This is a genomic window from Pseudomonas sp. E315 (assembly GCF_055406205.1).
This window is the reverse complement of sequence record NZ_JBUZPJ010000004.1, coordinates 296,986-310,954: the sequence shown is the minus strand read 5'-3', so window position 1 is coordinate 310,954 and position 13,969 is coordinate 296,986. Positions and strand designations below refer to the sequence as shown.

Genomic DNA, 13,969 nt, shown 5'->3' with positions numbered 1-13,969 from the left:
ACGCAATAAATCAACAATCAGCACCTTGCTCACAGTACATGCGCAGTTGCTTGCGCCTACAAGGTGTCGATACTTTCATACGGGACAAACAACAAGGGGGCGAATTCTCATCCGCCCCCTGTGTGGTCCGCTTATTCCTGCGGTTGCTCTTCGTCAGCGCCAGCGTCTAGTGGTTGCTCGTCGTCGGCATCTGCGATGACCTGACCGTCGAGTTCAACATCACCTTCGCCTTCACCCTCAAGCTCTTCACCTTCAACTTCCGAAGGCTCCTGAACCCGTTCAAGCCCAACCAGCGTTTCATCGCTGGCCAACTTGATCAAGGTGACACCCTGAGTGTTACGCCCCAGGCTCGACACTTCGTCAACGCGGGTACGCACCAGAGTGCCCTGATCCGAAATCAGCATGATTTCTTCACCATCCTGCACCTGAACGGCACCGACCAGACGGCCGTTACGCTCGTTGCTAACCATGGCAATAACGCCCTGACCGCCACGTTTGTATTCAGGGAACTCGCTGATTGCGGTGCGCTTGCCATAACCACGCGCCGAAGCGGTGAGGATCTGGCTGCCTTCTTCAGGAATCAGCATCGAAATCAGCTTCTGACCTTCTGGCAGACGCATGCCACGCACACCGCGAGCCGTACGGCCCATTGCACGCACGTCAGACTCTTTAAAGCGTGTCACCTTGCCGCCATCGGAGAAGAGCATGACTTCACGCTCGCCATCGGTGATGGCCGCACTGATCAGCACGTCACCTTCGTCCAGCTCAAGAGCGATCAAACCGACGCTACGCTGACGGCTGAAGGACTCCAGAGGGGTCTTCTTCACGGTGCCGTTGGCGGTCGCCATGAAGATGAAGTGACCTTCGGTGTATTCCTCGACCGGCAACATGGTGGTGATGTACTCACCCTCACCCAGCGGCAACAGGTTTACCAGCGGACGACCACGGGCAGCGCGGGAGGCTTCCGGGATTTCGTAGGTTTTGAGCCAGTACACCTTGCCTTTGCTGGAGAACAGCAACAGCGTGGTGTGACTGTTAGCAACCAACAGGTGAGCGATGTAGTCCTCATCCTTGACGCCAGTAGCCGACTTGCCTTTACCGCCACGGCGTTGTGCCTGATACGCAGCCAGAGGCTGGGTCTTGGCATAACCACCGTGGGAAATGGTCACAACGCGCTCTTCTTCCGGGATCATGTCGCCCAGCGTCAGGTCGAGACGATGATCCAGAATCTCAGTACGACGCACGTCGCCATATTCGGCACGAATGACTTCCAGTTCTTCGCGGATCACTTCCATCAGGCGCACTGCGCTGTTGAGGATGCGGATCAGCTCACCGATCTGGTTGAGGATTTCTTGGTATTCGGCCAGCAGTTTTTCGTGCTCAAGACCGGTCAAACGGTGCAAGCGCAACTCAAGAATGGCCTGGGCCTGCTCTGGCGACAGGAAGTATTTACCTTCGCGCAGACCGTATTGCGGGTCGAGGTTGTCCGGGCGGCACGAGTCAGCGCCAGCACGCTCAACCATTGCCACTACCGCGCTGGACTCCCAAGGCGTGCTAATCAGCGCTTCCTTGGCTTCAGACGGGGTTGGCGAGGCTTTAATCAGGGCGATGACCGGATCAATGTTGGACAAGGCAACGGCCTGACCTTCAAGGATATGGCCCCGTTCACGGGCTTTACGCAGCTCGAAAACAGTACGGCGCGTAACCACTTCTCGGCGGTGACGCACGAAGGCTTCAAGCAGATCCTTAAGGTTCAGGATGCGCGGGCGGCCATCAATCAACGCAACGATGTTGATACCGAACACTGCTTGCAACTGAGTCTGTGCGTACAGGTTATTGAGAATAACCTCCGGCACTTCACCCCTGCGCAGCTCGATGACAACGCGCATACCGTCTTTGTCGGACTCGTCACGCAGTTCGGTAATGCCTTCGAGCTTCTTCTCTTTAACCAGCTCGGCGATCTTCTCGATCAAACGCGCCTTGTTCAACTGGTAAGGAAGTTCGGTGATCACGATCTGCTGACGACCACCGACCTTGTCGATGTCTTCAATGATCGAGCGGGCACGCATGTAAATACGGCCACGGCCCGTGCGATAGGCTTCGATGATGCCTGCACGACCGTTGATGATCGCCGCTGTCGGGAAGTCCGGGCCAGGGATGAACTGCATGAGTTCATCAATGCTCAGCTCAGGGTTATCGATCAGCGCCAGGCAGCCGTCAATGACCTCACCGAGGTTGTGCGGGGGAATATTGGTGGCCATGCCCACAGCGATACCGCTGGAGCCGTTGACCAACAAGTTGGGAATGCGTGTCGGCATGACGGCCGGGATCATTTCAGTGCCGTCGTAGTTCGGCACCCAGTCCACGGTTTCTTTGTGCAAGTCGGCCAGCAGCTCGTGGGCCAACTTGGTCATGCGCACTTCGGTGTATCGCATGGCCGCAGCGTTGTCGCCGTCGACCGAACCGAAGTTACCCTGACCGTCTACCAGCAGGTAACGCAAGGAGAATGGCTGAGCCATTCGAACGATAGTGTCGTAAACAGCGGTATCACCATGCGGGTGATACTTACCGATTACGTCACCGACCACACGGGCAGATTTCTTGTACGGCTTGTTCCAGTCGTTGTTCAGTTCGCTCATCGCAAACAGCACACGCCGGTGCACGGGCTTCAAGCCATCGCGTGCATCAGGCAGTGCCCGCCCGACAATTACGCTCATTGCGTAGTCGAGATAGGACTGTTTCAGCTCGTCTTCGATATTGACCGGGAGGATTTCTTTGGCCAGTTCGCCCATGAGAAGCCTGATTCCTTTTTCGGGTGAAACTTCGCCACATCCATTCGGGACGAACGAAGCTCGCCGCTGCTGACCAAGTGCCATGCAACGACTTACGACAAATCAACGAGTTAAGTTACGGATTTGCGCAGTAAGGGCAACCCCTTGGGCCACCCTGGAAACCGCCGGATGTTATCACAATCGCCGCCACGCACCTATCCCTCAGATGCGCATGGATCACAGTAAGTGCGCCAGTTATCGGCTTAAACGCGCCATGAGGCGGCCTGGGCACACAATGAGCGCCGCATTGACGGTAAAAAACCCACCATGCTAGGCACAATGGCGCAAATACAGATGCCCGGCACAGGCACTCAATGCAGCCGCTTACGACACATCAACTGAGCCATTTTTGCCGCATCGGGGCGCTCGACAATGCCCTTCTCGGTCACGATGACATCAATCAGGTCGGCGGGGGTCACGTCAAACACCGGGTTAAACGCTTGCACATCAGCACCAACCCGCTTGCCACCGACATCCAGCAGTTCACTGCCATCACGCTCTTCGATAGGGATGTCCTCGCCGCTGGCCAGCTCCATATCAATGGTCGAACTTGGTGCGACCACCATAAAGCGCACGCCGTGGTGCATCGCGTTGACCGCTAACTGATAGGTGCCGATCTTGTTCGCAACATCGCCATTGGCCGTAATGCGGTCGGCACCCACAATCACCCACGTCACACCTTTGGTTTTCATGATGTGCGCCGCTGCCGAGTCGGCATTGAGCACCACCGGAATACCTTCATTGGCCAGCTCCCACGCGGTCAGGCGCGAACCCTGCAACCAGGGCCGGGTTTCATCGGCGTACACCTGCTCAATCATGCCTTCAAGCCAAGCTGCACGAATAACGCCCAACGCAGTACCGAAGCCTCCCGTCGCCAACGCGCCCGTATTGCAGTGGGTCAACACCGCCTGAGCATTGCCTTGATGACGACGAATCAGGTCAACCCCCAACTGCGCCATCGTCAAATTGGCCTCACGATCACTTTCATGAATGGCGATGGCTTCTGCTTCGAGCACTTTCAACACATCGGCATTACCTTGAACACGGCCCAGCCGTTCACGCATGCGGTTGAGCGCCCAGAACAAATTAACAGCGGTAGGTCGCGAGTTGGCCAGCAAGGCGAAATCTTCTTCCAACGCAGCCAGCCAATCGCCCCCCGCCGCCTTTCGCTGACGCGCCGCAAGCACTACACCATAGGCTGCGGCAATACCAATCGCAGGTGCGCCGCGCACAATCATGTCGCCAATAGCCTGAGCAACACCTTGAGCACTGCTGTAGGCCAGCCAGTTTTCTTCAAAGGGCAGACTGCGCTGATCCAGCAGATACAGGGCCTCACCCCGCCAATCGATGGCCTTTACCTTTTCCGCCGCCAACAGTCGATCGCGCATGCCTTCCCCCCAAAACCAGAAACAAAGCCGCAGATTATAGCGAGCCCACCTTTAAGACGCTCGGGTATACTTCGCCTCCTTTTATAAAGCACTGGAAGCAGTTCTCGATGCCGACCCCGACCACGCCCCTCGACTTATTGCTGTTACCAACCTGGTTGGTGCCTGTCGAACCTGCCGGGGTCGTACTCAAAGACCATGCCGTCGGCATCCGTGACGGGCGCATTGCATTCATCGGCACGCGGCATGACGCCTTGAAGTTTAACGCTCTGCAAACCCGCGAACTGCCCGACGTGCTGCTCAGTCCGGGGCTGATCAACGCTCACGGGCACGCCGCAATGACGTTGTTTCGCGGCATGGCCGACGACTTGCCGCTGATGACATGGCTGGAGCAACACATATGGCCCGCCGAAGCCAAGTGGGTCGATGAAGCCTTTGTACGTGACGGCACCGATTTGGCCATTGCGGAGCAGCTTAAAGGCGGCATCACGTGTTTCAGTGACATGTATTTTTTCCCGAAAATCGCCAGCGAACGCGTCCACAACAGCGGTATTCGTGCGCAAATTGCCATCCCCATCCTGGATTTCCCGATTCCTGGCGCCAGCACCGCCGATGAGTCCTTGCGCCAAGCGGTCGAATTGTTCGGTGATTTGAAGTACCACCCGCGCATCAAAATTGCGTTCGGCCCGCATGCGCCTTACACCGTGGGCGATGAAAATCTGGAAAAGATCCGAGTCATTGCTGACGAGCTGGACGCCGCCATTCATATGCACGTCCATGAAACAGCGTTTGAGGTTCAGCAAGCCTTTGAGCAAAACGGCGAACGCCCGGTTGCCCGCCTCGCTCGCCTCGGCTTGCTTGGGCCGCGCTTTCAGGCCGTTCACATGACCCAGATCAGCGATGACGACCTCGCGATGCTGGTAGAAAGCAACTCCAGCGTCGTCCACTGCCCCGAATCTAACCTCAAACTTGCCAGTGGCTTCTGCCCGGTTGAGCGCTTGTGGCAAGCCGGGGTCAATGTCGCCATCGGCACGGATGGCGCGGCCAGCAACAATGATCTGGATTTACTGGGCGAAACCCGCACCGCCGCCTTGTTGGCCAAAGCCGTCGCGGGTTCGGCCACCGCGCTGGACGCCCATCGCGCACTGCGCATGGCCACCCTCAATGGCGCTCGCGCCTTGGGGCTAGAAAGCGAAACCGGCTCGATTGAAGTCGGCAAGGCAGCTGATCTGGTGGCGTTCGATCTTTCGGGGCTTGCCCAACAACCGGTCTACGACCCCGTGTCGCAGCTAATCTATGCCAGCAGCCGCGAATGCGTAAAACATGTTTGGGTGGCAGGCAAACACCTGCTTGATGATCGACGCCTCACGCGCTTGGATGAACAACAGCTCTGCGCCACAGCCAAAGCCTGGGGCGAGCGCATCAGCGGCCACACCTATTGATTAAGACCCTTCGGGCCTGCGCCCGAAGCACTACCAAGATTTTTCAGCTTTAGAGGAAAACCCCATGAGCAACGTTGACCACGCAGAGATCGCTAAATTCGAAGCGCTAGCCCATCGCTGGTGGGACCGCGAAAGCGAGTTCAAGCCCCTGCACGACATCAACCCATTGCGTGTTAACTGGATTGATGAGCGTGTGCAACTGGCCGGTAAAAAGGTGCTCGACGTCGGTTGCGGCGGCGGCATCCTCAGTGAGTCGATGGCTCAGCGCGGCGCAACTGTTATGGGCATCGACATGGGCGAAGCCCCGTTGGCCGTGGCACGCTTGCATCAACTTGAGTCCGGCGTAAACGTTGAGTACCGCCAGATCACAGCCGAAGAGCTGGCCGAAGAAATGCCAGAGCAGTTTGACGTGGTCACTTGCCTGGAAATGCTCGAGCACGTGCCAGACCCGTCTTCGGTGATTCGCGCCTGCTATCGCATGGTCAAACCCGGCGGCCAGGTCTTTTTCTCGACCATCAACCGCAATCCAAAATCCTACCTGTTCGCCATCATCGGCGCGGAATACATCATGAAGCTGATCCCTCGCGGGACTCACGACTTCAAAAAATTCATCCGCCCGTCCGAACTGGGCGCCTGGAGCCGTCAAGCGGGCCTGAGCGTCAAAGACATCATCGGCCTGACGTACAACCCGCTGACCAAACACTACAAGCTGGCCAACGATGTTGACGTCAATTACATGATTCAGACCCTTCGCGAGGAATAACGCATGCGTTTAAGAGCAGTTCTTTTTGACATGGACGGCACCCTGCTCGACACCGCGCCGGACTTTATCGCCATCTGCCAAGCCATGCGCGCTGAGCGCGGCCTTGCACCGATCGCCGACAAATTGATCCGCGATGAAATTTCGGGGGGCGCACGCGCGATGGTTGCCGCTACCTTCAGCATGGACCCAGAGTCTCCGGGCTTTGAAGCACTGCGACTGGAGTTTCTTGAGCGTTATCAGCGCGATTGCGCTGTGCATAGCAAGCTGTTTGACGGCATGGCCGAGTTGCTGGCTGATATCGAAAAGGCTCACCTTGTATGGGGCGTGGTCACCAACAAGCCCGTGCGCTTTGCCCAGCCCATCATGGAGCAACTAGGCCTGGCTGAGCGCTCTGCCCTGCTGATCTGCCCAGATCACGTGACCAAGAGCAAGCCAGACCCTGAACCGCTGACCCTGGCCTGCAAAATGCTGAATCTGGACCCGGCCAGCGTGTTGTTTGTGGGTGACGATTTGCGCGATATCGAATCTGGCCGCGATGCGGGCACCAAAACGGCAGCCGTACGCTATGGCTACATCCACCCGGACGACAACCCAGATCATTGGGGCGCGGATGTAGTGGTCGACCACCCGGCCGAACTGCGCAAGGTGCTGGATAACGCGATGTGCAGCTGCTGATAAATGGGCACAGCGTACGATCTTTGATTTTTGTTGAGGTTTTTTATGTTTGATTACTCCGCCCGCCCCGAGCTGCTTAAGGGCCGTGTCATTCTGGTTACAGGGGCTGGCCGTGGCATCGGTGCCGCCGCGGCTAAAACTTACGCAGCCCACGGCGCAACAGTTTTGCTGTTGGGCAAAACTGAAGCCAACCTGAGTCAGGTTTACGACGAAATCGAAGCGGCGGGCCACCCTCAACCTGCGGTCATCCCCTTCAATCTCGAAACCGCACAGCCGCATCAGTACGATGAGCTGGCCGCGATGATCGAAGCCGAGTTCGGCCACCTGGATGGCCTGCTGCATAACGCCTCAATCATTGGCCCGCGCACACCGATAGAGCAACTGTCGGGCGAGAATTTCATGCGCGTGATGCAGGTGAACGTCAACGCAACGTTCATGCTAACCAGCACCTTGCTGCCTCTGCTCAAGCTGTCGCAAGATGCCTCGGTGATTTTCACCTCCAGCAGCGTGGGCCGTAAGGGCCGCGCCTATTGGGGCGCTTATGGTGTATCGAAGTTCGCGACCGAAGGCTTGATGCAAACCTTGGCAGATGAAGTGGACAGCATTGCACCTGTGCGCTCCAACAGCATTAACCCCGGCGCAACCCGTACCAGCATGCGTGCTTTGGCCTACCCCGGCGAAAACCCGGAGAACAACCCGGAGCCGCACGCCATCATGCCGGTGTACCTGTTCCTGATGGGGCCAGACAGCACAGGCATCAATGGTCAGGCGTTCGACGCGCAATAAATGCACTGCCCATAAAAAACCGGGGCAGCGTGCGAGCGCTGACTCCGGTTTTTTTTGCCTTTAACGGATTGATGATCAACTCTCGACCAACACCCGACGTTCACGCTGCTCAGGCGTTTTTTCGTACTGAAGGCAACTTTGTAGAAACAGATATTTGTAGTCGTAACTCTTGCAGATGGCCTTGCGCAACTCAGCCAACAACGCCGGGTCAGGGTTCATGCCCACCAAGGTACAGACAATCTCGAGCGCTTCCCACGGGTGCTCATCGTCATACTGGGCATGCATTTTCAACCACTTCATGGTGCGCTTGCGCCCTTCTTCCGGGAATGACTCTTCGTACACATTCGTCGAGCAAACCACGGCTGACCACTCTCCAACGGCGCCTTCAATGGCGTAATTGGTTGCCGCCATCGCTACCGCTAGCGAGTCCGTCGTGCAGGTGTGCCAGCACCAGTCATTAAGCGCCTGAAACTCTGCCGGAATGTCCTGAGCAATCAAGTCTTCAAGGCTCACGCCATGAGCACGCGCCCAATGCACCCAGTAGTCTGCGTGATTGAGCTCAACACGAATATTGCGAATCAACCAACGCCGCGCCATGTCTTCGCCAGGGTGACGCCCGTAACGGGTTTTACCCAGATTACGGCCCATGTACAGCGAGAACTGCTCAACTGTCGACCACCCCCCGATCAGGTAGGTGCGCATGGTTTTGGGGCTAAGCGTGTTATCGCGCATACGTTGATAGATTTCATGCTCAACCACTCGGCGCTTGCTCTCGTTGCACTCTTTGATCAGTTGCTGCGCCCACTGCGGATAACTGCTGGCAGCCATGAGCGGCCCGGTACGATTGAAGGTGTCGATCACTATCAAGTTCCTTCTGAAAGGTGATTTAAAAACACACAAAAAATCAACGAAAAGTACCCGGAGACCTCAAGACAACAGGTAATGAGCGCTTAGGTCGATACAACAAGCTGTCACAGGTGAACAACTGCGGGCGTTCAATGACATAGCCTTGAGCAAAGTCGACACCAATCTCGATCAGTGCCTGCTCAATTTGCGGTGTTTCCACAAACTCGGCGATCGTACGTTTACCCATCACATGACCAATGTGATTGATCACTTCCACCATAGCTCGATTAATAGGGTCGTCCAGCATGTCACGAACAAAACTGCCATCAATTTTCAGAAAGTCGACGGGCAAATGTTTGAGATAGGCGAACGATGACATCCCGGCGCAAAAATCATCCAGCGAAAAGTGGCAACCCAATCCCTTAAGGTCATTGATAAAACGAATGGCACTGCCCAGGTTTGAAATAGCGCTAGTCTCGGTAATCTCAAAGCAAATCAACTCCGGCGCTACGCCATAACATTCAAACTGCTCATGCAAGAAGCTTAAAAATTCATCATCACCAATGGTTGAACCCGACAAGTTAATTGCACATATCGCCATTGGCCGTTCAGAGCCTTTGGCCGAACACTCCGCAATCAACTTGAATACGTTTTCGACCACCCAGCGGTCGATAGAAGTCATCAGGCCATAGCGCTCGGCCGCCGGAATAAAACTGTCAGGCATGATGATGCTACCGTTCTCATCGTGTAGACGTAGCAAAATCTCCAGATGCCCGCCCCCATGCGCGCCCTGTGCCAGCGGGGTGATTTCTTGGGAGTAGAGACAAAACCGGTTTTCTTCCAGGGCAACATGCAAACGCTGCACCCACGCCATTTCACCAAAGCGCAATGACAACTCAGAGTCGTCGGCATGGTAAACCTGCACCCGATTACGGCCCTTTTCCTTAGCCATGTAGCACGCCATGTCGGCGGCGCGAAGCAAGGACTCCAAGGTGGCCGGCGTTTGCTGGATGTTCACCAAACCAATACTGATGGTGCTCAGAAACGGGCGCCCCTTCCAGGCAAAATGCAGGCTTTGCACGGTTTGACGCAAACCTTCTGCAATTTTTTGTGCCATATCCGCAGGGCAGTTTTCCAGCAGAATGCCGAACTCATCGCCACCTAATCGCGCCAGAGTGTCGCCTTCGCGCAAGCCGGATTGCAGCAACGCACAAATATGGCGCAACAATTCATCACCTGCCGCGTGGCCGCAGGTGTCGTTGACCAGCTTGAATTGATCAAGATCGAGAAACATCAGCGCATGCCGACCTTGCTGACGCCCCAAGTTCTGCAGCACCAGCTCCAGCCGGTATTCAAATTCACGGCGATTAGCCAGCCCCGTCAGCGCATCATGGGTCGCCTGCCAAGAAAGATTGGCGATGTATTGGCGCTCTTGGGTCATGTCGTGCAGCACCAGTACTGCGCCACTGACCTTGCCGGCGCTATGAATCGGCGCCCCCATTAGCGTGACTGACACCGTGCTGCCATCCGTACGCTGCATGATTTTGGAATGATCGCCGTTGTTGTCCAACCGACCACTGAGTAGCTGATCAATCAGCTTAAAGCCGTCATCCTGCGCTTTGTCATCCAGCATCTTGAACAAAGCAGTTAATGGCACGCCCTGAGCCTGTTCTGACTTCCAATGGGTGAGCATTTCAGCCGCAGGGTTCATGTAAGCAATCGCTCCGCTCACATCGGTGGTAATCACCCCATCACCAATCGACTCCAGCGTTACCTGCGCCCGCTCCTTCTCTAGTTGCAGCGCCTCGGCAAAATCTCGGCGCTGAGCCAGAATTTTGTGTGTACGCAAGAGCGCCAAAAGAATCAGACCAAGTGCCGTGGCCAAGTTAACGACCACCAGCAGTTTCAGAATAAAGCGTGACCCCTCACCCAACGCATCACTGAAGGCTTTGGCGGCCGGCGTTACGCCTTCGTTCACGGCCAATATCTGCGATTTCCAACGGGCTACATCCGCAGGGGTGACTTGATTGGCCTGGATCGCGGCGTGCATTTGCTGAGCAAGCCTATCGAGCTCAATCAGGTAGTTATCGCCCACCGCCCACTTTTTGATCGCAGTGTCCAGATAACTGAAATGACGGAAGTAACGGTAGAGCCAGATGATGCTCGACATGTCTTCGGGGCTATTGCCGCCCTCAAGAATGCCTCGGCGAGCGGCAGCCAAGTCTGGCGGGGACTGATCCATTGCAATGCGCAGGTCATGCCCACCCTGAGGAACCTTGATGGCTTGCCGGTATTTGTCGAAAGTCCCTTGATCACGGTTATCGGCATACAGGCTGAGGTAGTAAATGGCGTCTTTTTGGCCTTTGGACCATAAACTCTCACCCGCCACATAACTTCTCACCGCAGACAACATGTAAAGGCTGACGCAGCCCAAAAGCGCCTGAAACAACACAACGGCAATAAAGGGCCAAACAATACCCAACAGCCTTGGGGTTGCGAGTGTGCGCGTATGTTTCATGGCTTCCTTATGATTCAGGCGGCAAGTTAACAACCAGAGACTGCTTTTTAATATCTGGAGACTAGGCTACTTTCCGACAAACCAAACCCTCAGCCCTCTGACTTACTTTAGTAAGACCTTGGCCGAACATCCCACCGCATGAAAGAATTTTTATCGCGCCACGACACACGACGTAACCCGCACGCACAACATGTGATGCTGTTCACAGATAAGCCGCTTTAGGAGCTCGCTACTAAGGCCGGTTTCGTGGTTTTAGCTGAATAGTTTGAATACAAGGCGAGCGTTAAGACTGCTGCAAGTGGCCGTACAGCTTGGCGTAAAGACCACCGTCAGCAATCAATTGCTGATGATCACCCTCTTCAGCAATACGTCCGCCATCAAACACCAGCACTCTGTCTGCCTGTTTTACAGCAGATAAGCGGTGAGCAATGATCAATGTGGTGCGGCCACTCAAGAATTTTGCTAAAGCGTGATGCAGGTTGTATTCCGTGGCAGCATCCAGAGCGCTGGTGGCCTCATCGAGTATCACCACTTTGGGCTCGGCCAAGACCATGCGCGCAATCGCCAGCCGCTGACGCTGGCCACCCGACAAACGCACGCCGGAGCGCCCGACGATGCTGTCCAACCCCTGCGGTAGAGCAAGAATAGTGCCGTCGAGCTGAGCGATGTGCAGCGCCTGCCAGCACGCTTCATCAGTGCGTTCACGGCCCATCGTCAAATTGGCCCGCACAGTGTCATTGAACAATGCCGGGTGTTGCAGCACCACCGACACGTGCTCGCGAATAGTGTGCAAACCGATATCGGGCTGGCTGGCGCCCGCAAAGTAGATGCTCCCCGATTGCGGCGTATAAAGCCCCAGCAGCAACTGCACCAAGGTACTTTTACCGCCGCCACTGGTGCCGACGATGGCCACCTTTTCACCTGCAGCGATGGTCAGATTCAGGCCATCCAGAACCTTTTCTTCGCCATAGCTGAAACTCAGGTCGCGCACTTCGATGCCCACGGTTTCTCGCCCCGCAAACGGGTTAATCCCCTCCGGGTATTGCGGCTCATCGGCCCGCGCCAGCAGTTGGTTGATTCGAGTGACCGCGCCACCCGCCGCATAGAAGGCGTACTGCAAATTCAGCAACTGCTCAACCGGCCCGATCATGAACCACAGGTAGCTGAACACTGCGAGCATCTGGCCAATCGACAGGTCAGAGAACAGCACTGTCAGCATGGCTGCCGCGCGGAAAATATCGATACCAAACTGAAACAACAACCCGCTGGCCCGGTTCGAGGCGTCGCTTTTCCATTGCGAGGCGACGGCAAAATCCCGTACCTCACGTGCGCGCAACCCCAAACGCCCCAGAAAAAAACCTTGCCGATTGCCAGCACGCACTTCCTGAATGGCATCCAGGGTTTCGGTCAGGGCTTGGGTAAAACGCGCCGTGCTGTCGTTTTCGAGCTTTTTCAGGTGTTTAACCCGCTTGCCCAATTGCACCGTTGCGTAAATCACCAAGGGGTTGAACAGCAGAATCAGCAACGCCAGCTGCCAGTGCATCCACAGCAAAATCGCAGACGTTCCGACCAGCGTCAGCATCGCCACCAAAAATCGGCTCAGGGTTTCACCGACAAACTTGTCCAGAGTGTCCAAGTCCGTGACCAAGTGTGTGGTCACGGTGCCACTGCCCAAGCTTTCATACTCGGCCAGCGAGATCCGCTTCAAACGCTCGATCAAGCGCAGGCGAATCCGAAACACGATGTCTTTGGCCAAACGCGAAAAAAGCCGCGCTTGCAGCACGTTAAACACCAGCGCACCACAACGCAGTATCAGAGTCATGACCAACATCAAGCCGATGTAGCCCACCGACGTCTGCCAAGCGCTTGGCAACCAATGATTCATGACCTTCAGCGCCGCGTCGCCATTACCCAGCAACACTTCGTCGACCAACAACGGCAACAGCAAGGGGATGGGCACACTGCACAGCGTGGCGAGCACCGCCACGCCGTTGGCGATCCACAAGGCTTTTTTATGACGCAGGGCCAAGCGACGAATTTCGCCCCAGCTCAAACGATCCGTAACGGAGGACGACTGCTTAGACGCGTCACACACGTGTGGCACGCTCAAGCCAGCGGCTGAGCAGATCAGACAGGGGTTCAATTGGCTGATAGCCGTTAGTCAGCAATGCCAGTTGGCCATTACGCTCGGCCAACAAGGTGGGAAACCCGGCAATGCCCAAGTCTTGCACCCAGGTAAAGTCGCTTGCGGTCGCGGCATACTGCTCAGCGCTGTCAAACGCGGCGGCAAACTCAATACGCGGCAGGCCTGCTTTTTCAGCCAGCTCAACCAAAACGCTGGCTTGCGTCACGTCGCGCCCTTGCACATAAAACGCCTGTTGGATGAGTTTGAGCAGCTCCCACGCGCAATCCGGCGCCAAGCTGCGTGCTGCCACCACTGCCCGGCAAGCAGGCTCGCAGTCGTAAACAAAACCGTCTGGTAACGCACCTTCGAAGGTGAAAGGCTGGCCAGTGGTTTGAGCCACGGCCTGCCAATGCTCAAGAATGTAGCGGCGCGCAGCAGGCTCCAACGCAGCGCCTGCGCCAGTGCGCAAACCGCCCACAACCAAATGCAGCTCCACTCCCGCCGCTTGCGCCTGCTCAACCAGTGCCTGAGCAATGGGCGAAAACCCCCAACACCAAGAACACATAGGGTCCATCACATAGAGCAGGCGCGCAGACAT

The 13,969-nt window shown here is 56.2% G+C and carries 10 protein-coding genes; 4 read left to right on the top strand and 6 right to left on the bottom strand.

Translation table 11 applies throughout. The annotated features are described in order from the left end of the window. Positions 1–131 precede the first annotated feature (131 nt). Together gyrA and mtnA are read right to left on the bottom strand one after the other, a co-directional pair. Complete coding sequence (gene gyrA / locus ACZRJQ_RS08585; protein WP_463977933.1) at positions 132–2,792, bottom strand: DNA gyrase subunit A; 2,661 nt, start codon at positions 2,790–2,792, stop codon at positions 132–134. A gap of 350 nt (positions 2,793–3,142) precedes the next feature. Next, entirely contained in the window at positions 3,143–4,219 is a 1,077-nt protein-coding gene (mtnA, locus tag ACZRJQ_RS08580) for an S-methyl-5-thioribose-1-phosphate isomerase (RefSeq protein ID WP_463977932.1), read from the bottom strand. A 107-nt stretch (positions 4,220–4,326) separates the two neighbouring features. Here mtnA and ACZRJQ_RS08575 point away from each other — a divergent pair, with 107 nt between their 5' ends. The 4 genes from ACZRJQ_RS08575 (at position 4,327) to ACZRJQ_RS08560 (ending at position 7,882) form a co-directional block, all read left to right on the top strand. Next, positions 4,327–5,658, top strand: coding sequence for a TRZ/ATZ family hydrolase (locus ACZRJQ_RS08575; protein ID WP_463977931.1), 1,332 nt, complete (start codon positions 4,327–4,329; stop codon positions 5,656–5,658). Between the two features lie 64 nt (positions 5,659–5,722). Then, positions 5,723–6,421, top strand: a complete 699-nt coding sequence (gene ubiG / locus ACZRJQ_RS08570; RefSeq protein ID WP_463977930.1) for a bifunctional 2-polyprenyl-6-hydroxyphenol methylase/3-demethylubiquinol 3-O-methyltransferase UbiG — start codon at positions 5,723–5,725, stop codon at positions 6,419–6,421. Between the two features lie 3 nt (positions 6,422–6,424). Then, entirely contained in the window at positions 6,425–7,096 is a 672-nt protein-coding gene (gene mupP, locus ACZRJQ_RS08565; protein ID WP_463977929.1) for an N-acetylmuramic acid 6-phosphate phosphatase MupP, read from the top strand. A gap of 45 nt (positions 7,097–7,141) precedes the next feature. Next, complete coding sequence (locus tag ACZRJQ_RS08560) at positions 7,142–7,882, top strand: YciK family oxidoreductase (protein WP_463977928.1); 741 nt, start codon at positions 7,142–7,144, stop codon at positions 7,880–7,882. Positions 7,883–7,957: 75 nt separating this feature from the next. Here ACZRJQ_RS08560 and ACZRJQ_RS08555 read toward each other — a convergent pair whose 3' ends face one another. The 4 genes from ACZRJQ_RS08555 to ACZRJQ_RS08540 form a co-directional block, all read right to left on the bottom strand. Then, entirely contained in the window at positions 7,958–8,743 is a 786-nt protein-coding gene (locus tag ACZRJQ_RS08555; protein WP_463977927.1) for a TenA family transcriptional regulator, read from the bottom strand. Positions 8,744–8,786: 43 nt separating this feature from the next. Beyond that, a complete protein-coding gene (locus ACZRJQ_RS08550; RefSeq protein WP_463977926.1) occupies positions 8,787–11,246 on the bottom strand; it encodes an EAL domain-containing protein in 2,460 nt (819 codons plus the stop codon). A gap of 283 nt (positions 11,247–11,529) precedes the next feature. Next, positions 11,530–13,341, bottom strand: a complete 1,812-nt coding sequence (locus ACZRJQ_RS08545; protein WP_463977925.1) for an ABC transporter ATP-binding protein — start codon at positions 13,339–13,341, stop codon at positions 11,530–11,532. Beyond that, complete coding sequence (locus ACZRJQ_RS08540) at positions 13,334–13,969, bottom strand: DsbA family protein (protein ID WP_463977924.1); 636 nt, start codon at positions 13,967–13,969, stop codon at positions 13,334–13,336. Before ACZRJQ_RS08540 ends, ACZRJQ_RS08545 begins: the two co-directional genes overlap by 8 nt.

Excerpts from the sequence above, each read along its gene's own strand:
- gyrA (WP_463977933.1), bottom strand. The coding sequence starts at position 2,792 with ATGGGCGAACTGGCCAAAGAAATCCTCCCGGTCAATATCGAAGACGAG.
- mtnA (WP_463977932.1), bottom strand. The coding sequence starts at position 4,219 with ATGCGCGATCGACTGTTGGCGGCGGAAAAGGTAAAGGCCATCGATTGG.
- ACZRJQ_RS08575 (WP_463977931.1), top strand. The coding sequence starts at position 4,327 with ATGCCGACCCCGACCACGCCCCTCGACTTATTGCTGTTACCAACCTGG.
- ubiG (WP_463977930.1), top strand. The coding sequence starts at position 5,723 with ATGAGCAACGTTGACCACGCAGAGATCGCTAAATTCGAAGCGCTAGCC.
- mupP (WP_463977929.1), top strand. The coding sequence starts at position 6,425 with ATGCGTTTAAGAGCAGTTCTTTTTGACATGGACGGCACCCTGCTCGAC.
- ACZRJQ_RS08560 (WP_463977928.1), top strand. The coding sequence starts at position 7,142 with ATGTTTGATTACTCCGCCCGCCCCGAGCTGCTTAAGGGCCGTGTCATT.
- ACZRJQ_RS08550 (WP_463977926.1), bottom strand. The coding sequence starts at position 11,246 with ATGAAACATACGCGCACACTCGCAACCCCAAGGCTGTTGGGTATTGTT.
- ACZRJQ_RS08540 (WP_463977924.1), bottom strand. The coding sequence starts at position 13,969 with ATGTCTGCGCGCCTGCTCTATGTGATGGACCCTATGTGTTCTTGGTGT.